Source organism: Allopusillimonas soli (assembly GCF_004153445.1).
Classification (GTDB): Bacteria; Pseudomonadota; Gammaproteobacteria; order Burkholderiales; family Burkholderiaceae_B; genus Allopusillimonas; species Allopusillimonas soli.
In genome coordinates, this window is record NZ_SDQC01000005.1 from 1 (window position 1) to 19,544 (window position 19,544).

Consider the following 19,544-nt stretch of genomic DNA (forward strand, 5'->3'; position numbering starts at 1 on the left):
CCGCCCTTGCCACACCGGCGCGCGCCCCCCGGGGCCCGCCCACACGCGCCCCATCGGGCGCCACGCCGCAGGCTGCGCCACACCGCCCGCTACGGCCGGCAAAAAGAAAATTAGATGCGCGGTTTGCACCCTCTATACTTCGTTCATTGCTTCTCTCTTATCGAATGACTTTCCGGCGCACCATGACAGAAGACATCCTGATCAACGTAACTCCTTTTGAAACACGCGTCGCCCTGGTGGAACAGGGTGCGGTCCAGGAGATTCACATAGAGCGCAGCGTGCAGCGCGGCCATGTGGGCAATCTGTATCTCGGCAAGGTCGTGCGCGTGCTCCCGGGTATGCAAAGCGCTTTCGTTGACATAGGCCTGGAGCGGGCCGCTTTCATTCATGTCGCAGATCTCCGGCAGAACCGTAGCGAGCGCAACAGTGGCGCGCCCGTCACGCCGATCGAGAAGCTGCTGTTCGAAGGGCAGTCGCTCGTGGTGCAGGTCATCAAGGATCCGCTGGGCACCAAAGGCGCGCGGCTTTCCACGCAGATCAGCATCGCTGGACGCCTGCTTGTCTATCTCCCCTACGAACCGCATGTGGGCATATCACAAAGAATCGGCTCAGAAGCGGAACGCAACGCGCTGCGCGAGCGGGTGCAGGCGCTGCGCGCCGAGGACGACGGCGGCTATATCGTAAGAACCCAGGCCGAAGATGCCAGCGACGACGCACTGCAGGCCGATCAGTCCTATCTGCGCACACTGTGGGCCAGCATACAGGCAAAAGCGCGCAGTCAGCCCGCGCCATCGCTGCTGTATACAGACCTTACTCTCGCGCAGCGAGTCCTGCGCGACATGGTGGGCCCGCAGACGTCATCCATCCGGGTCGACTCGCGCAGCACCATGCAGCATCTCGTTGAATGGGCAAACACCTACACGCCTGCTGTGCTGGATCGTATCAGTCATTACAGCGGCGAGCGGCCACTGTTCGACACGGCCAACGTGGACGAGGAAATAGCGCGCGCGCTGTCGCGGCGAGTCGATTTGAAATCGGGCGGCTATCTCATCATTGATCAGACCGAGGCGCTGACCACGGTGGATGTCAACACCGGCGGCTATGTGGGCGGCCGCAATTTCGACGACACCATCTTCAAGACGAATCTGGAGGCGGCGATTGCCATTGCACGCCAGCTGCGCCTGCGCAATCTGGGCGGCATCATCATTGTGGACTTCATCGACATGGATGACCCCGAGCACCGCAGCTCGGTGCTGGCCGAACTGAACAAGGCGCTTACCAAGGACAGAACCCGCATGACGGTCAGCGGTTTCAGCCACCTTGGCCTGGTGGAAATGACGCGCAAGCGCACACGCGACTCTCTGACGCACCAGCTGTGCGAGCCCTGCCCCACCTGCCAGGCCCGGGGCAGCGTGCGCACCGCGCGCACGCTCTGCTACGAGATATTGCGCGAAATTCTGCGCGAATCGCGCCAGTTCAATCCCAAAGAATTCCGCATCCTGGCATCGCAGGCGGTGGTGGATCTGTTTCTGGAGGAAGAAAGCGCCCACCTCGCCATGCTGGGCGATTTCGTGGGCAAGCCGATTTCGCTGGAAGTGGAAACGCAGTATTCGCAGGAACAATACGATATCGTGCTGATGTAGCGGTCAGTTGCCTTCTGGCGCCGCCGGTTCCTCCACGGCGCCCGCGCAGCGCCCGGGATCGGACAGGATTGTAAAAAGACTGCGCATGCGCTGCTGGGTCGCCTCGTCCATGTAGTAGCTGTATGTTTTTGCCCTCATGCGCGGGCCGTTGAAATGATTGGGCTGATACGCCACAAGATCAACAAGAATGGTGTGCGCATAATTGCTGGCGCCAGCCGGCCTGTCCATCAGTGTCGCGAAGCTGGTCTGCCCTTGATCCAACCTGAGTGTGGGCGACTCGCCGCAGGCGCGCTCGTGCGTGATCAAGGCCTTCTGCAGATCGGCGAACGAGCCGGGCAGGATGCGCTCATCCTGCAGATAGCGGTCGCTGCGCAGGTCCGTCAGGCGCAGGCCCGCCGGGTTGGTGCTCGACGCGCAGGCGGCCAGCATCGCCAGCGCCGCAGCCGCGGCCAGGCGGCCGGCTTGCCGCAACGATAGGAGAGAATGCGCTGGATGCCGGGTGTGCTTCATCAGGTGCTCCGAAAAACCCCGCCTCTGACGGGAAAACGATCAGGATAGTGCCCCGTACCCCGATGCATCCTGCAGCAGGGGTACGCGGCGGCTGTCAATCCGCGCGGAACTGCATGTGATAGAGCGAGGAATACAGACCGCCCTTCTCCAGCAGCTCTGTGTGCCTGCCCTGCTCCACGATGCGTCCGGCATCCAGCACGACAATGCGATCGGCCTTCTGCACCGTGGACAAGCGGTGCGCAATGACCAAGGTCGTGCGGCCTGCCATCAGGTGCTCCAACGAGGCCTGGACCTGCATTTCAGATTCATTATCAAGCGCTGAGGTCGCTTCGTCGAGTATCAGGATGGGGGCATCCTTGACCAGTGCACGGGCAATGGCCAGGCGCTGGCGCTGCCCGCCGGACAGCTGGCTGGCGTTTTCGCCCACCTGGGTATCCAGGCCTTCGGGCAGGCCGCGGACAAAGTCGCCCAGATTGGCCGCCTCGAGTGCCCGGACGATTTCCTCAGGCTGCGCTTCTCCCCAGGCTCCGTAGCCAACATTCTCGGCAATCGTGCCGTCGAACAACATGACGTCCTGGCTGACCAGGGACAGTTCGGCACGCAGCGCCGTGAGCTTCAGATCCTGGATGTCGTGGCCGTCGAGCAGCACCTGCCCGCCTGTTGGCCGGATGAAGCGTGGCAGCATATTGACCAGCGTGGTCTTGCCACTGCCCGACCGTCCGACCAGCGCAACGGTCTGGCCTGGCTCGACAATGAAAGACACATCGGAGAGCGTTTCATGCCTGGCATCGCCGAAACGATGATGCACGCCCCGAAACTCCACACGACCCTTGACCGGCTTCGCCAGCGTGCGCGTGCCTGTATCGTTCTCTGGCTCCTGGTCTATGAGCATGAACACACTTTCGGCGGAAATCAGCATGCGCTGCATGGAACTGGCAATCTTGGTCAGCCGCTTCATGGGGTCGAATATCTGCCCCAATGCAGCCATGAAAGCGGCAAAACTGCCCACCGTCAGGTTGCCCTCGTTTGCCTGATAGAGCGCCACGGCAATGACGCTGGCGACCGAGAGGGCTATGCTGAACTGCGACAGCGGCGACATGGCGGCGTCCGCGCTGGCTGCACGCATGGCAAAACGGCGCAGCCGCCCATTGACGTACTTGAAACGCTCGGACTCTCTCGCATAGCCGTTGAACAATTTGATGACGCGCTGGCCGGCGATGCCTTCGCGCACCACATGGGTCAATGCGGCGTTCATGCCTATGGTGTCGCGATTGATACGGCGCAAACGCCGGATGAACACGCGCATGACCAGCGTGGAAACAGGCAGCATGACCAGCACGATGAGCGTAAGCTGCCAGGACATGTATAGCAGGACGCACAGCAGGGCCACCACGACGAGTGTCTCGCGCACCACCACGGTAATGACTTCCGTGGCCAGGCTGGTGACCGTGCCGGCGTCGATGGTGAAGCGGTTCAGGAGGCGACCGGTATCCCCGCGTTTGAAATCCTCGTCGGACAGACCCAGCAGCCTGTCAAACATGTCCTTGCGCAGCCCAAGGAGCATATTATTGGCCACCCAGGCCAGCAGATAGCTACTGGCAAAGCTGCAGATGCCACGCAGCAGCATCAGACCGACCACGGCCAGCGGAATGGACCAGACATAGGAAGGCTTGGTCCCGGAGAATCCGTCGTCCAGGAGCGGCTTCATGATGACGGCGAGCGTGGGCTGGGTTGCCGCGGCAATACTGACCAGCACGACCGACAGCACGATCACTTTCCAGTACTGTGCAACACGGCTGTATATCCTGCGCCACAGACCGAGATTGACGGGCTCGGCGTTAGACTGCGCGGCATGGTCGGCTGGCTTCAAGAATAAACTCGCTTATATATACTATTGGACTGGCCATTTTAACGTTCCGCGATCCGCTGTCGCGAGATGCGGGCCTGGCATCTTTTCAACGCACCGTTCTTCATGCCCATGCAGCCATTGTCCGCCATCTATGTACGCTTCCCAAACTGGATTGGCGATCTTTGCATGAGCCTGCCCAGCCTGCACACGCTGCTGGACACCGGCGTGCCGCTGGTCGCCTGCGCCAGGCCGTGGGCGCGTGACCTGCTGGCCGCCTACGCCCTCGATGGCCACATTGACATGAAGGGGCGCTGGCGAGAGGACAGAGCGGCAGTGAACGCATGGCGCAAAAAGGCGCAGCATGCGCATCCGCACGGCCTGCTGCTGCCCGATTCGCTGTCCAGCGCCATGGTATTCAAGTTTGGCGGCGTACCCAGCGCCGGATACCGCGATGACGGACGCAGCCTCATTCTGCGCTGGCCGGTAAAGAAACCCGGCGGCGGCCTGCACGCCGTGCAATCGTGGCATTACGTCACGACTCAGGCCCTGCACCGCTGGGGGCTGCCGGCAAGCCCCTTGCCGGCGCAACGCCGGCTGGGACTGCGGCTGGCTCCCAGGCACCACCAGGAGGCACAAGCTGCGATGGCGCAGGCCGGCCTGCGCGGCGAACGGTTCATTCTTATTGCGCCCACCGCCACGGGTCTGCACCATGGAAAGGTCAAGGTCTGGCCGTATTTCGATGCACTCACCCGTGTGTTGCAGGACCAGGGCCATGTCGTGGCCATGTGTCCACCCGCCTCGGAACAGGCTGCCGCACGCGAGGCGGCCCCCACCGCGCAATGCCTGCCCTCCCTGAACCTGGGCGCGTTTGCTACACTCACCCGGCATGCATCTCTGGTCATCTGCAACGACTCGGGCGTATCGCATCTGGCCGCCGCCGCCGGGGCACGTCAATTGACACTGTTCGGTGTCACGCAGCCCGAGCGCACGGGCCCCTGGTCGGACACGGCGCAGTGCCTGGGATCGGCACATGCATGGCCCAACCTGGACCAGGTGCTGACGCAATTGCAGTCCATCCTGCCCCCGGCTGCCCAGTCGACCGCACTCTGAACAACCCGGCATGAATTTATCGAGTTTTCTCACCAACCTCGTCATTCCCGCAAATCTGTGTGCCGTCATGCTGGTGGCGGGCATGCTGTTATTCATCGCCCGTCTGCGCAAGACGGGCCTGGCCATCGCATGCACCGGCATAGCCTGGGCAGTATTCTGGTCTCTGCCCGCTTCTTCGCTGTGGGCCGGCGGCCGGCTTGAGCAGCTCTATGCGCCAACCCCGGCCGCAATGCTACCGCATGCGCAAGCCATCGTCGTGCTGGGGGGCAGCACGGCCAACAGCCGCAAAAACTGGTTTCAACCTTATGACGACGATACGGCGGTATCGCGCGTAGAAACCGCCAATATGCTCTACCACCAGGGCCTGGCGCCCAAGGTGGTGCTATCGGGCGCGGCGCTCGACGGCAATGTCAGCGAAGCGGAAATGATGGCGCGCTTCCTCAGACGCCATGATGTGCCCGAAAATGCGATTCTGCTCGAGACGCAAAGCTACACCACGCATGAAAATGGCGTGTACACGGCCAGACTGCTACGCAATGAGCATATCGGGCACATTCTTCTCGTTACATCGCCCCTGCACATGCCACGTGCCATGGCGGTATTCCGTAAGCTGGGCGTGGATGCCACGGCCGCCCCGTCGCCGCCCCAGATCGTCGTGCCTGATTCTCCGGGTTTTTCATTCTGGGTACCCAGCATGCGGGCGCTGTCTGCCAGCCGCTCCATCGTGAAGGAATATGTGGCGCTGGTGGTGTACTGGATACGCGGCTGGATCTAGCTGGACCGGCGGTGGCATGTCACCCCGGCCAGCCCATCCACGAGCCAGTGGCGGTCAGCCACGGCGGTTCAGAAACAGCAGCTTTGTGTAACGAAAATAGCTGCCAGCCGCCGCCATGCAGGCCAGGATGAAGCCCTCCCTGCCGTCAAGAAATCCGCGGCGAAGCACATAAATGCGAATGAAAGTCCACGTCGCATGGCCCCAGGCCCCTAATGCCGTCGTTCGCTTTCCACGCGCATGCATCATGCCGGCGGCCACACTGGAGTAATGATTGATCTTCGCGATAAAGCTTTCCAGATCGGCGTAGGGGTAATGAAGAAAATGCCCATCCAGGGTTGAGACGGCGCCTTCGGCCAACACGCTTTCATGCACCGGTACATCCTTGAAGCGTGCCGTGCCGCGGCGGAACAGGCGTATAACGTAATCGGGCCACCAGCCGCTGTGCCGTATCCAGCGGTCACCGAAGCGGGACAGCCGTGCAATCCGGTAGGCATCGGCTGCCGGGCTGGCCATGGCCCGCTGCACCGCCTGCGCGAGCTCGGCAGTGACCCTCTCGTCCGCATCGATGGACAATACCCACTCACATCGCGCCAGATCGAGGGCGCGGTTTTTCTGCGGACCGAAGCCGGGCCAGTCGGACGTGAGGGTAACGCGCGCGCCATGCGCCTGGGCAATCTCCCGCGTGCCGTCTGTGCTGCCCGAGTCGACCACGATGATCTCATCGGCAAAATCGACCGAATCGATGCAGGCGCCGATGTGGGCCGCCTCATTCTTGGTGATGATAATGACCGACAGACTCACTTGCCCTTCCTGAGGCTGCGCTTCCAACGTTTCCAGCGATTGAAGACAGGCCCGACAACCGGATTGGAGGCATACAGAATGCGCTGGCCCAGCGTCCCGCCGCCCCGGTTGCGTACGGCAAAGCGGTAAATATGCGCGGGATCGGCGCCTGCCCGATTCTGGCCGAAGGCATCGGTCGTGTACAGATAGCGAAAGCCTGCTTCGCGGGCCAGATCGATATAAGCGGGTTCCGTATAGCCCTGCGGCCAGCAAAAATGCTCGGAAACATATCCAAGGTTCTCGCACAGCGACTGACGCGAAAGCGCCAACTCCTGGCGCATGCGCTCAATGCGCCCATCGGGATCCTTGATGTCCCATCTCGTGTGTGTGTGCGTATGGCTGTGGAACTCGAACACACCCTCTTCGCGCATGCATCGCACCTCGCTCCAGCGCAGTATGGCGTCGTCGGCACGGCCAGCCGCAATGCGGCGCCCGCATTCCTTGTGCTCAGGTGTCTCGGGCAAGCCAGCCTGACCCATGCAAGGCCGGACATCGCCCTCTCCAACCCACGAGGTGACCAGAAACACCGTGGCCCTGAAGCCATATTTTTTCAGCAGAGGGAAGGCGTAGACCCAGTTATCGAGATAGCCGTCGTCGAAGGTGATGAGCAGGGATCTGGCGGGCACCGCATCGCCGCCCAGAAAGCCGGCGAACTGGTCGGTGGTCAGCGTATGAAAGCCTTTGGCTTTCAGCCACTGCAGTTGTCTTTCGAAGTTTGCGGGCGAGGTGGTGATCATGCCAGGCGAGGGCGAGACATGATGGTACATGAGTACCGGCACGCGGCGGGCGTGGGTCATGTCTCGCGCTCCTTGAGCCAGCGCAGGTAGCATGCCTCGATGCGCTCGCCCATCTTGTCCGGCCCAAAGCGGTCGCCATCGCGGCAATAAGCCAGGCCTGCCCGTCCCATCTGACGGCGCAGGATGGGGTCATCGATAAGCCGCATCAGGGCTTCGGTAAGCGACTGCCTGTCGTCCAAGGGCACGAGGATGCCTGTTTCGCCATCGCGCACCATTTCGGGAACGCCGCCCACCCGTGTGCCGACAACGGGCAAGCCCGCAGCGCCAGCCTCGACAAAGGCCGTACCGGATGCTTCGATGCGCGTGGCCAAGGCAAAAATATCAAATCCCTCGAGCAGGTTGGGCACATCGCGCCGCTGTCCGAGAAAATGAACGCGATCCTGGATTTCCAGGCCATAGGCGTGCGCCTTGACGGCGTCGACGACCGCCTGCGACCCGCCGCCGACGATAACCAAGTGGACATTGGGCCGCGCCCGGACAATGGGCTCCATGGCATCGAGAAGTTCCTTGTGTCCCTTCTGGAATCGCATGACCGCAACGCAGCCGACTATGATGTCGTCAGATCCCAGGCCAAGCTCGGTTCGCAGCGTGGAGCCCGCCGGCCGGGGCTGCAGGTCAACGGCGGGATACACGGTAGCCACATGCGCGCGCGGCACGCCGCGAGACACTAGATAATCGCTGACATAATCGCTGGCTGCCGTGACGCGATGAGGGATGACGGTATAGGACAGCATGGAACCCACCTTGCTGGCCAGATGGCGGGTGCGCACGATAAGTGGCGTGCCTGCAAGACGGCCACCCAGCCCGGCCACCAGCGTGTCGCGCCTGGAGTGGCAGTTGAGCACGTCGAACTTGCCGCGGCGAAGAATACCGCGCACGACACCTATGCTGCGCAGAAAATTCATGGGTGGATCCATGGGCGTCTCGTGAACAACGAAGCCTGCTTCGCGCACGCGCCCGCCCAGCGGCGCGCCAGGCTGGCAGACCAATTCAAGACTGTGGCCCCGCTCGCGCATCGCATTCATCATGCGCAGTATGTATTGTTCCTGGCCACCCATGCCGGTTGCCGCCTCGGAATGCAAGATACGCAGTGGCCTCATCAGTAATTGATCTCCACGCCGTCGGGCTGCGCCCAGTCTTCGAGCTGCTCAAGCATATTGTCTGCCATTCGCACGCGCCACTCTTCGCTCAGACGCACGACACAATCATAGTCGTCGCGCCGCAATCGTATTTCAACCGGCACGCCAGGTATGCCGTTCTCGGGTTCGGCGCGAAACGGATTGAGCAGTTGTCGAAGGCGCGTCGCATCGGCATTGCCATTCAGCGTAATGCGCAGGCTGCGAGCACGCGCCTCGCGCGCAAGCTGCAAATCGTAGATCGTCTCGGCTGAAACGCGCAGTCCGCCGGAATAGTCATCGTGGCTCACTTTGCCCTGGATGATGACCAGTTGATCTTCCTTCAACCGATTGCGGTGCTGTTCATACAGTTCGTTGAAAATAGCCACCTCGATCTGGGCGGAGCCGTCGTCCAGTCCCGCATAAAGCATCTTGCCTCGACGCGTCATCTTGGGGCGCACGGACGCAAGCACGCCGGCAAACCATTGCAACCCCCGGGATGGCTCCAGCCTCGCCAGGGGCTTGGGAGCAAAACGACGTACCTCGTCACGCCATGCGTCAAACAGATGGCCACTGAAATAAAATCCAAGCGCCGTCTTTTCTTCGCGCAGCCGCGTCTGCAGATCCCAGGGCGTCACCTTCGCCAGTTCGCCTTCGACAATATCGTTCGCGTCATCGGCAAACAGGGACACTTGATTGGCACTGCGTTCTGCCTGCTCGGCAGCCTCAAGCGCATTGCCGATGGTGGCCAGCAGGGCGGCGCGGTTTTCCTCGATGCTGTCGAACGCGCCTGCGCGTATCAGTGCCTCGATGGTGCGCCGATTAACCGTATGACGGTCGACCCGGCGGCAAAAATCGAACAGGCTTGTGAAAGGCCCGTCTTCCTCGCGCGCCCGGATTATCTCCTCGACCGCGCCTTGGCCCGTGCCCTTGACCGCTCCCATGCCGTAACGCATAGTGCGCGGCGGCTCGCCCAGCGCCGTGTGCTCATCGGCCACAGGCTCGAAGCGATACGCCGACGCATTGACATCGGGCGGCAACACCTGCACCCCGTTGGCCAGCGCATCCTTCCAGAAGACCTGAACCTTGTCGGTGTCATCCATGTCGGAAGACAGCGTCGCCGCCAGGAACTCGGCAGGATGGAATACCTTGAGCCAAGCGGTCTGGTAGGCAATGAGCGCGTAGGCCGCCGAATGGCTCTTGTTGAAACCGTAGCCCGCGAACTTTTCCATGAGATCGAAGAGCTTGACGGCCAAGTCCGGATCGTAACCCTTCTCGACGGCACCTTTCTCGAAAATGACGCGATGCTTGGCCATTTCCTCGGGCTTCTTCTTACCCATGGCCCGCCGCAGCAGATCGGCGCCGCCCAGCGTGTACCCACCGATGATCTGCGAGATCAGCATCACCTGTTCCTGATAGACGATGACGCCGTAAGTGCTTTTCAAGACGGGTTCGAGGTCGGGATGGAAGTAATCGACTTCGGCGCGGCCATGTTTGCGATTGACGAAGTCGACCACCATGCCCGACTCCAGCGGGCCTGGCCTGTACAGCGCCAGCATGGCGATGACGTCTTCGAAGGTGTTGGGCCGAAGATTTTTCAGCAGCTCCTTCATGCCGCGCGACTCTAGCTGGAACACCGCGGTGGTATTCCCTTCGCTGAGCAGGCGATAGGCCTGCGGGTTGTCCAGCGGCACGGCCATGATGTCGAAGTCGCGCTTGCTTTCATTATGCTGGCGCACGTAGCGTACAGCCCAGTCGAGAATGGTGAGGTTGCGCAATCCAAGAAAGTCGAACTTGACCAGCCCCGCCGCTTCGACGTCATCCTTGTCAAACTGCGAAACCGCGTTGCTGTCGGTGCCGGGCTGACAATAAAGCGGACAGAAATCGGTGAGCTTTCCCGGTGCGATGAGCACCCCCCCCGCATGCATGCCAATGTTGCGGGTCAGCCCCTCGAGCGGCCGGGCCAGGTCTATGAGCGCGCGCACTTCCTCGTCCTGCTCGTAACGCTCCTTGAAGGCGGGTTCGTCCGCAAGCGCACGCTCCAGCGTCCATGGATCGGCGGGATTGAAAGGAATGAGCTTGGACAGGCCGTCGCACATGCTGTAAGGCAGTTCGAGCACGCGTCCGACATCGCGCACGACGGCCTTGGCGCCCAGGGTACCGAAGGTGGCAATCTGACTGACCGCATCCTTGCCGTATTTATGCTTGACGTAGTCGATGACCCGTTCGCGGTTGTCCTGGCAAAAATCGATGTCGAAGTCGGGCATGGAGACCCGCTCGGGATTCAGGAAGCGTTCGAACAGCAGGTCGTAGCGTATGGGATCCAGATCGGTAATGCCCAGCGAGAATGCCACCAGCGACCCCGCCCCCGAGCCGCGCCCCGGGCCGACGGGCACGCCGTTCTGCTTGCCCCAGTTGATAAAGTCCTGGACGATCAGGAAGTATCCCGGAAAACCCATGCCGATGATGACTTTGCACTCAGTCTCAAGGCGCTCGGTGTATTGCGGGTAGGCAGCATTGCGTTCGGCTTCGTCTGGAAACAGCTGCTGCATGCGCCGTGACAGTCCGGTTTCAGCCAGGTGTATCAGGTGATCGTCCAGCGTCACCCCTTCCGGCGTCGGAAATTGCGGCAGTTGGGGTTGCCCCAGCACAAGCGTGAGATTACAGCGTTTGGCGATTTCGACAGTATTGGCGAGCGCTGAAGGCACGTCGGCGAAGCGGTTGGCCATTTCCTGCGAACTGAGCATGTATTGCTCGCGCGTAAAGCGGCGAGGCCGCCGGGCATTGCCCAACTGCTCCCCCTCGGCAATGCAGGTGCGCGCCTCATGGGCGCGGAAGTCGCTCTGTTCCAGGAACTGAACCGGATGCGTGGCTACCACGGGCAAGCCCTGCGCAGCCGCCAGGCGCAGAGCCGCCTGGACATAGGTTTCATCACCGTCATGGCCGCTGCGCTGGAGCTCGATGTAATAGGCGTCCGGGAAGTCCCGCGCCCAGGCCGCCGCCAGCGTGGCGGCTTCGTCGGGCTTGCCGGCCTCCAGCATCTGGCCCACATCGCCGTGCCGCCCACCCGACAGCACAATCAGCCCCGGCCTGTCGCGCAGCCATTCGCGCCGCACTTCGGCCCGCCCCCTGTATTGATTCTCCAGCCAGGCACGCGTCAGGATCTCGCACAGCGCCAAGTAGCCCGCATGATTGCGAACCAGCAGCAGCACGCGGCCAGGCTTGTCGCGGTCGGCTTCGTTTTCGAGCCAGACATCGCATCCACAAATGGGTTTTAGCCCTGCGCCACGTGCTTTTTTATAAAATTTGATGAAACCAAACAGATTGCATAGATCTGTAACTGCCAACGCCGGCTGGCCGAACTGAGCGGCACGCGCGACCAGGTCGGGGATGCGCGCAATGCCGTCAACCACCGAAAATTCGGAATGGACACGCAAATGAACAAACGGGGAGGCGGAAATGGCTGCATCGGTCATGACGGAATTGTACCCACCCCCGGGAAAAAATGACGCGCAGCCTTCCCGCTAGCGCTGCATGGCGCTCCACGCCTTCTGCAGGCGTTTGGCAGACACGGGCATGGGTGTTCGAAGCGCCTGCGCAAAGAGCGCCACCCTGAGTTCCTCCAGAAGCCAACGGAAGTTATCGAGCTGCGCATCGCGCGCACCCTTCAACCCGCCCGCAGCCCGATCGTACTGCGCCAGCAACGGCGCCATTTCGGCCATCAGGCGTGCGTCGCGCTCCGGGTCTGCCCGCAGCTTGTCGATGCGGGCTTGCGCAGCCTTGAAATAGCGCGGGAAATGCTTGAGCTGTCCATAAGGCGTGGCACGCAGAAACCATTTGCCCATCAGTTCGCCCTGCTGGCGCTGCAAATCCTTGTAGGCGGCCGCGTGCGGCCTGGCCTGAGGGAGTTTTTTCTGCAAAGCCGACCATTCCAACAGGATCTGGCCCGCAAGCCGGGCAACCTCCTGCGCCAGCAGGCCCAGGCGCTCCTTGCCCTCGGCGCGCCGCGCCTGGAACTGGGCCTCGTCCACGGGCCAAGGCTCGGCCAGACAAGCCTGCTCCAGCGCGCAATCGATAATCTGGTCGCGCAACGCTTCTTGCGTGCCCAGGCTCATATACAGCATGCTCATGCGCGTGAGATCGGGCAGGTTCTTTTCCTGAAACCTCACCTGCTCGCGCAGGGCCAGGCGGAACAGACGGCGCAGCCCGGCCGCGTGATACGTGCGGGCCTGCGCGGGGTCGTCAAAAACATCAAGATCGCAGTGCGTGCCGCGATCCACCAAGGCGGGGTAGCCTATGAACGACTGCCCTTTGCGGCGGATCTCCATAATGTCGGGCAGCGGACCGAAAGACCAGTCGGTAAGTTGCTCGTGGGCCAGTGCATGGGCGACGTGCTCATCCTTCGCTGCCACTTTCTGAAAAGATGCCTGCGCCTCCCGGCCGTGCTCGGCCTTCAGTTGGTCCAAATTGCGCCCGCCGGATAGCATGCGGCCATGCTCGTCGACTACCTTGAAGTTCATGAAGAGATGCGGCGGCAGCGTTTCCAGTTTGAAGTCGGCATTCTGTGGCCGGACCTTGACGTGCGACCACATGTCTTCGCCGATGGCCTCCAGTAATCCTATGCCTGGATCGCTTGCGCGATCAAACCAGCGCTCGAAGAAGGCCGCCGCATACTCCGGCAGCGGCACGCAATGGCGCCTGAGCTTCTGCGGGAGAGACCTGAGCAGCAGATGCGTTTTTTCCTTCAGCATACCCAGCACCAGCCATTCACAGCGTTGCGCGTCAATCTGGTTCAAGGCGAACAACGGCACGGTAAGCGTGACGCCGTCTCGCACCGATCCCGGTTCGAAGTGATAGTCCAGGGCCATGGTCACACCATTCCACTCGACCTGCCGGGGGAACACGTCTGTGGTGACCCCGGCGGCATCGTGCCGCATCAGATCGTCGCGGCTCAGCAAGAGCGCCCGTTGCCGCGCCTCGTCCAGGCTCCGATGCCATTTTTCCAAGGTGGCGGTCTGAAAGACATCAGCGGGAATATGCCTGTCGTAGAACGCGTATATCAGACTGTCGTCGACCAGAATGTCGGGACGGCGCGACTGGTGCTCCAGCTTCTCGATGGCGGCCGCAAGCTTGCGATTGTGCTGCACGAATGGAAGATGCGTTTCGATATCGCCCGGCACCAGCGCCTGGCGGATGAAAATCTCGCGCGCCTGGGCCGGATCGATGCGGCCGTAATGCACCCGCCGGCCATGATATACCTGCAGCCCGTACAGCGTGCCCCGCTCGTTGGCCACCACCTGGCCGGTTTTTTTCTCCCAGCGGGGGTCCGACCAATTGCGCTGGATAAGATGGGCGCCAACGCGTTCCAGCCAGACGGGATCGACGCGTGCAACGCAGCGGGCAAACAGGCGCGAAGTTTCGACCAGCTCCGCCGCCACGATCCAGCGGCCCGCCTTCCTGACCAGTCGTGATCCGGGATGGATCTGGAATCGGATGCCGCGCGCGCCCTGATAGCCCGGCCCTTCCTCGCTCTTCAGGCCGATGTTGCCCAGCAGCCCGGCCAGCAGCGCCCTGTGCACCTGCTCATGCGTCGCATCCACTGTATTCTGCCGCCAGCCCTGCTCTCCGGCCAGGGATGCCAGCTGGGTATGCACATCATGCCACTCCCGCAACCGCAAGGGTGAAAGATAGTTCTGGCGCAGCAGCGCGGCCAGCTTGCGCTGGGACGCCTTGTGTTCGACCTGCTCCGCATACCACCGCCACATCTTCACGTACGACATGAACTCCGACTTGTCGTCGGCAAAGCGGGCATGAGCCGATTCAGCGGCCTCGCGTTCCTGCATGGGACGATCGCGGGGATCCTGGACCGACAGGGCCGATGCGATGATGAGTATCTCGGTCATGCACTGCTGATCGCGGGCTGCAAGAACCATGCGCGCCACGCGCGGGTCTACCGGCAGGCGCGCCAGTGTCCGGCCTGTGTCTGTCAAGGCGTTGCCATCATCGATCGCACCCAGTTCCTGCAGCAAATGGTAGCCGTCGGCGATTGCCCTGCCGCTGGGCGGATCGACAAAAGGGAATGCTTCGATGCTGTCCAACTTGAGCGCCTTCATGCGCAGAATGACCGACGCCAGCGAAGAGCGGAGAATTTCAGGGTCGGTGAACGGCGCGCGAGCCTTGAAATCGTCTTCGCTGTACAGACGCAGGCACAGCCCCGGCCCGATGCGCCCGCAGCGGCCAGCGCGCTGATTGGCGGATGCCTGGCTGACGGGCTCGATGCGCAATTGCTCGACCTTGTTTCGCCAGGAATAGCGCTTGATGCGCGCCAGGCCGCTGTCGACCACAAAGCGTATGCCAGGCACGGTCAGCGAGGTTTCCGCCACATTGGTGGCCAACACAATGCGCCGCATATTGCCCCGAGGGTGGAAAATGCGCTCCTGCTCAACTTGCGACAGGCGCGCGTACAGCGGCAATATCTCGCATGCGGCCAACGGGCTTTTACGCAGTCCTTCAACAGTTTCACGGATTTCGCGCTCGCCGGGCAGGAAAACCAGCACATCGCCGGCGCCGTGGCGGCAGCATTCGGCAACGCCGTCCACAACCGCGTCGATGAGGTCGCGCTCTTCGTCCAAACTGGGGCGCCGGCCGGGACCCTGGGCAGCCGCCTTTCCGTCTGGACGCATCCGTGCAGGCCGCGCGGTGCTTTCTCCGCTTTCCAGACCTTCGTCTTCCTGCGCGGAGCCCGCGCCATCCCGCAGGACAGGCCGGTAGCGGATTTCGACCGGAAAAAGTCGCCCCGATACTTCGATGACAGGCGCCGGACGGCCCCCTCGACCGAAATGATCGGCGAACCGCGTCGCATCGATTGTGGCCGATGTGATGACCAGCTTCAGATCGCGCCGCCGGGCAAGCAGCTGCTTGAGAAACCCCAGCAGGAAATCGATGTTCAGGCTGCGTTCGTGGGCTTCGTCGATAATGATGGTGTCGTAGCGGCGCAACAAGGGATCGCGCTGCGATTCAGCCAGCAATATCCCGTCCGTCATGAGCTTGATGGCCGTGCCCGGGCCGCTGCGGTCGTTGAAGCGTATCTGATACCCCACCCAGTCGCCCAGCTCCGTGCCCAGCTCCTGCGCAATGCGTCGCGCCACCGACGTGGCCGCAAGCCGGCGCGGCTGTGTGTGGCCTATCATGCGATCCCGTCCGCGTCCGAGCTCCAGGCATATCTTGGGCAATTGCGTGGTTTTGCCCGACCCAGTTTCGCCTGACACGATCACAACCTGATGGTCGCGAATGGCCGCGGCAATATCAGCACGGCGCGCGCTGACAGGCAGATCCTCGGGATAGGACAGCGCCGGCAGCGGACGGCCTCCAGCTTTGGCCGATGCCATCCGCCCGCGCCTTTCCGGCGCGCGTTTGTGTTTGTTTACCGACAGTTGATCAGGCTCTTGCATCAAACTTCTTCATCTTGATTAACTGGTCATTATAATTTTGCTTGAAACAACCCCTCCCGGACGCAGCAATGACCGCCCCTGAAGCCGATATCACGCTTTCCGCCCACGACGCACCCGAATTCGCGCCCGCCCAGTTCGTGCGCTGGTTTCGCGAGGTCGCTCCCTATGTTCATGCATTCAGGGGCAAGACCTTCGTCGTGGCTTTTGGCGGCGAGCTCGTGCGGGACGGCGCCCTCAATGCTCTGATCCAGGATCTCTCCCTGCTGTCGTCTCTGGGCGTCAAGCTGGTGCTGGTGCATGGCTCGCGCCCCCAGGTCAACGAACAGCTCAAGCTGAAAGGCTACGATCAGCAGTTCGGTAGCGGCACCGAGCCAACAAGCGCTGAAGCGCTCGAATGCGCCAAGGAGGCGGCCGGCGAGATCCGCCTCGACATAGAAGCCTCATTCAGCCAAGGCCTGCCCAATACACCCATGTCGCATGCGCATATCCGCGTGATCTCGGGCAACTTCGTCACGGCGCGCCCTGTGGGCGTCATTGACGGCGTCGATTATCTACACACCGGCGCCGTACGCAAAATGGACATCGACGCCATCAAAAGCGTCATCAACCAGAGCGCCATCGTGCTTCTGTCGCCGCTGGGTTTTTCTCCCACCGGCGATGCCTTCAATCTGGCCATGGAAGACCTCGCCACTAGTGCGGCCGTTGCCCTGCGCGCCGAAAAACTCATTTTCCTCACGCCCGACAATACCGTGCACAATGCCGATGGGTCGGTGGACACCGAACTTGCGCGCGAGGACGCCGACCGCCTGCTGTCCGATGGATCGCTCGATGAGGAAACCTCCCGCTTTCTCAGCTATGCCTCGCTGGCGGTGAAGCGCGGCGTAGCGCGCGCCCATCTCGTCCCTTATCCGCTGGACGGCAGCGTCCTGCTGGAAATCTTCACGCACGACGGTGTCGGCACCATGGTGGTGGAGGATACGCTGGACGACCTGCGACCGGCCACCATGGATGACGTGGGCGCCATCGTTCAGCTCATCGAACCCCTGGAGGCAGATGGAACGTTGGTGCCCCGCGGGCGCGGCGTGATTGAGCGCGATGTGGAAAAATTTACCGTGCTGGAGCACGATGGCGTTATCTATGGATGCGTGGCGCTCATTCCCTACCTGGACGAAGGCATGGCGGAAATGGCCTGCCTGATCGTACATCCAGAATGGCAGAGCACCGGCGAAGGCGAAATATTGCTGCGCCATACCGAAGCGCGCGCGCGCGCCGCCGGCGCTCGACGCTTGTTTGTGTTGACCACGCGCACATCGCACTGGTTCATGAAGCGCGGCTTTGTGCGCGGCGGCATTGCCGACCTCCCTAGGGAGCGCCAGGCACACTACAACCACTCCCGCAATAGCCTCATCTTCATCAAGAAGCTCTGAGACCGGTTTTCGGGCCGCACGTCCTCTCGCATCTCGTCCATCCTGGCATGTGCCGCTTAGCAGGCGGTGGATGCTTGCATGCGCGGCTACAATAGGGGCATCTGCGGCATTGTGCCTATCCGATCCATTTTCCTTAAAGGCCTTACCATCATGGCACGCATGGTCAACTGTGTAAAACTCAAACGTGAAGCCGAAGGGCTGGATTTCCCGCCCTATCCGGGCGATCTTGGCGTACGGATCTGGCGGGACATATCAAAAGAGGCCTGGGCGCAATGGGTGCAGACCCAGACCAGGCTCGTGAATGAAAACCGCCTGAATCTTGCAGACGCGCGCGCGCGCAAGTATCTGGCCGAGCAAATGGAAAGCTTTCTGTTCGACGATGCCGACGTCGAAGCACAAGGCTACGTGCCCCCTTCCCAGGACGCTTGATTTCTCCCAAACGGCGCGACATTAAGGCACAAACCGTCACCCTTGCGTCCCCCTGGCTGTGAGGGTGCCTCGCGTGCAGCGCAAGCGTCGGGCCCGCGCCGCTCAAATGTTGTTTTCTTCTTCCGGCAACTCGCCCCGGGCGGTGCGTTCGGTGTTCTTGACACCCGTATGGCGCACGTCGTCGCCGCGCACCATGTAAATGACACGTTCGGACATGTTCTTGGCATGATCACCAATGCGCTCCAGCGCGCGCGCAATGAAGATGAGATCGATGGAATGGGAGATGGTGCGAGGATCCTCGATCATGTAGGTGATGAGGTGCCGCAGGGAACCCTTCCACTCTTTGTCCACCTCTTTGTCATTGCGCACCACGCGCGCGGCATGCACCGGATCCAGCCGAGCGAAGGCATCCAGCGAATCGCGTATCATCGCGGCCACGGCATTGGCCATGTGCCGTAATTCGATAACAGGCTCGTAGCCACCGCCGGATTCATGCAGACGGCGGGCCATCTTCGCAATTTTCTCGGCCTCGTCGCCGCAGCGCTCCATATCCGTCAGCATCTTGGACACCGAAAGCAGCAAGCGCAAGTCCACCGCAGTGGGTTGATTGCGGGCAATGAGCAGGCCGATGCGTTCGTCGATCTCCACTTCCAGCCGGTTGACGTCTTTTTCCCGCTCACGAACCTTGTCCACCAGGGCAAGATCGCCGGTGGCCAGGGCATCCATGCCTTCCTTGACCATGGACTCGACCAAGCCGCCCATCTGTAAGAACAGCGAACGGGTTGTTTCAAGGTCGGTATGAAATTGCTTGTTGGTGTGCTCGGTCATGGGGGCCTCTGGAATGAACTGCTGTGCAACAGCTTACAGTGCCATTATGACGCAATTGTGACGCTAAAAGACACCAGGCTGTCAGGCCGGCTGCCGGTCAATGCGGCGCACGCCGTCTTGCGTGGAAATCAACGCCACGTCGGCGCCATCCAATGCGAAGAGCCCGCAGCAAACCACACCCGGAATATTATTGACGCGTGCCTCGAGGTCAGCGGGATCGGGAATGCGCAAGCCGGCCACATCCAGTATCTGGCAACCATTGTCGGTGACGAATCCGTCGCGCAGCACCGGCCTGCCACCCAGCTCGGTCAGCCTGCGCGCCACAGCCTCCCGCGCCATCGGAATCACTTCGACCGGCAGGGGAAAACGGCCGAGACCTGCCACCAGCTTGGACTCATCGACAATGCAGACAAATTGCCCGGCCACCGATGCGACGATTTTTTCGCGTGTCAACGCACCTCCGCCGCCTTTGATCATGTTCAGTTGCGCATCGATTTCATCCGCACCATCGACATAGACCGGCATGGCCGACACCTCGTTCAGATCGAAAACAGTAATGCCGCGCGCGCGCAGGCGCACCGCGCTTCGCTCAGAGCTGGATGCCGCGCCACGAAACAGCGCCTTGTGCGCTTCCAACGCATCGATGAACAGGTCCACTGTGGATCCGGTGCCCACGCCCAGCACGACGTCGGGGCCGAGCAGAGGCTGAATATATTGAATGGCCGCCTGGGCCGCATTGTGTTTCAGTTGTGTTTGATCGAGCATGATTC

Annotated in this window: 14 protein-coding genes; 5 read left to right on the top strand and 9 right to left on the bottom strand. The window is 61.7% G+C overall.

The features are described from left to right. Positions 1–182 precede the first annotated feature (182 nt). Positions 183–1,643 (top strand): ribonuclease G, encoded by a 1,461-nt coding sequence (gene rng / locus ERD78_RS15000; RefSeq protein ID WP_129970156.1) that lies wholly within the window; start codon positions 183–185, stop codon positions 1,641–1,643. 3 nt (positions 1,644–1,646) lie between these two features. Here rng and ERD78_RS15005 read toward each other — a convergent pair whose 3' ends face one another. Continuing rightward, on the bottom strand, positions 1,647–2,153 hold the full coding sequence (locus tag ERD78_RS15005; RefSeq protein ID WP_129970157.1) for a hypothetical protein: 507 nt from the start codon (positions 2,151–2,153) through the stop codon (positions 1,647–1,649). Between the two features lie 94 nt (positions 2,154–2,247). Then, entirely contained in the window at positions 2,248–4,023 is a 1,776-nt protein-coding gene (gene msbA, locus ERD78_RS15010) for a lipid A export permease/ATP-binding protein MsbA (RefSeq protein WP_129970158.1), read from the bottom strand. Positions 4,024–4,131: 108 nt separating this feature from the next. Between msbA and ERD78_RS15015 the strand changes: the two genes are divergently transcribed. Then, positions 4,132–5,112: a glycosyltransferase family 9 protein gene (locus tag ERD78_RS15015; protein WP_129970525.1), complete on the top strand. Its 981-nt coding sequence runs from the start codon at positions 4,132–4,134 to the stop codon at positions 5,110–5,112. 10 nt (positions 5,113–5,122) lie between these two features. Then, positions 5,123–5,887, top strand: coding sequence for a YdcF family protein (locus tag ERD78_RS15020; RefSeq protein ID WP_129970159.1), 765 nt, complete (start codon positions 5,123–5,125; stop codon positions 5,885–5,887). A gap of 54 nt (positions 5,888–5,941) precedes the next feature. On the opposite strand, the gene ERD78_RS15025 is transcribed toward ERD78_RS15020, so the two are convergent. From ERD78_RS15025 to hrpA, 5 genes are read right to left on the bottom strand one after another with little or no spacing between them, the layout of a single operon-like run. Then, positions 5,942–6,688 carry a glycosyltransferase family 2 protein gene (locus tag ERD78_RS15025; RefSeq protein WP_129970160.1) on the bottom strand — a complete coding sequence of 249 codons (747 nt, stop codon included), beginning with the start codon at positions 6,686–6,688 and terminating at the stop codon, positions 5,942–5,944. After that, positions 6,685–7,524: a polysaccharide deacetylase family protein gene (locus tag ERD78_RS15030; RefSeq protein ID WP_129970161.1), complete on the bottom strand. Its 840-nt coding sequence runs from the start codon at positions 7,522–7,524 to the stop codon at positions 6,685–6,687. The genes ERD78_RS15025 and ERD78_RS15030 overlap by 4 nt, the downstream gene beginning before the upstream one ends. Then, complete coding sequence (locus ERD78_RS15035) at positions 7,521–8,624, bottom strand: glycosyltransferase family 4 protein (protein WP_129970162.1); 1,104 nt, start codon at positions 8,622–8,624, stop codon at positions 7,521–7,523. Before ERD78_RS15035 ends, ERD78_RS15030 begins: the two co-directional genes overlap by 4 nt. Continuing rightward, complete coding sequence (gene dnaE / locus ERD78_RS15040; protein WP_129970163.1) at positions 8,624–12,115, bottom strand: DNA polymerase III subunit alpha; 3,492 nt, start codon at positions 12,113–12,115, stop codon at positions 8,624–8,626. Before dnaE ends, ERD78_RS15035 begins: the two co-directional genes overlap by 1 nt. Before the next feature lie 48 nt (positions 12,116–12,163). Beyond that, a complete protein-coding gene (gene hrpA / locus ERD78_RS15045; RefSeq protein WP_129970164.1) occupies positions 12,164–16,027 on the bottom strand; it encodes an ATP-dependent RNA helicase HrpA in 3,864 nt (1,287 codons plus the stop codon). A 131-nt stretch (positions 16,028–16,158) separates the two neighbouring features. Between hrpA and argA the strand changes: the two genes are divergently transcribed. Both argA and ERD78_RS15055 read left to right on the top strand, forming a co-directional pair. After that, positions 16,159–17,517, top strand: coding sequence for an amino-acid N-acetyltransferase (gene argA, locus ERD78_RS15050; RefSeq protein WP_129970165.1), 1,359 nt, complete (start codon positions 16,159–16,161; stop codon positions 17,515–17,517). 150 nt (positions 17,518–17,667) lie between these two features. After that, the gene (locus tag ERD78_RS15055) at positions 17,668–17,946 is read left to right on the top strand and encodes an oxidative damage protection protein (RefSeq protein ID WP_129970527.1); all 279 of its coding nucleotides are present in this window, start codon (positions 17,668–17,670) and stop codon (positions 17,944–17,946) included. A gap of 102 nt (positions 17,947–18,048) precedes the next feature. Here ERD78_RS15055 and phoU read toward each other — a convergent pair whose 3' ends face one another. Further along, positions 18,049–18,774: a phosphate signaling complex protein PhoU gene (phoU, locus tag ERD78_RS15060; protein WP_129970166.1), complete on the bottom strand. Its 726-nt coding sequence runs from the start codon at positions 18,772–18,774 to the stop codon at positions 18,049–18,051. A gap of 81 nt (positions 18,775–18,855) precedes the next feature. Then, positions 18,856–19,539 carry a ribose-5-phosphate isomerase RpiA gene (gene rpiA / locus ERD78_RS15065; protein ID WP_129970167.1) on the bottom strand — a complete coding sequence of 228 codons (684 nt, stop codon included), beginning with the start codon at positions 19,537–19,539 and terminating at the stop codon, positions 18,856–18,858. Positions 19,540–19,544 lie beyond the last annotated feature (5 nt).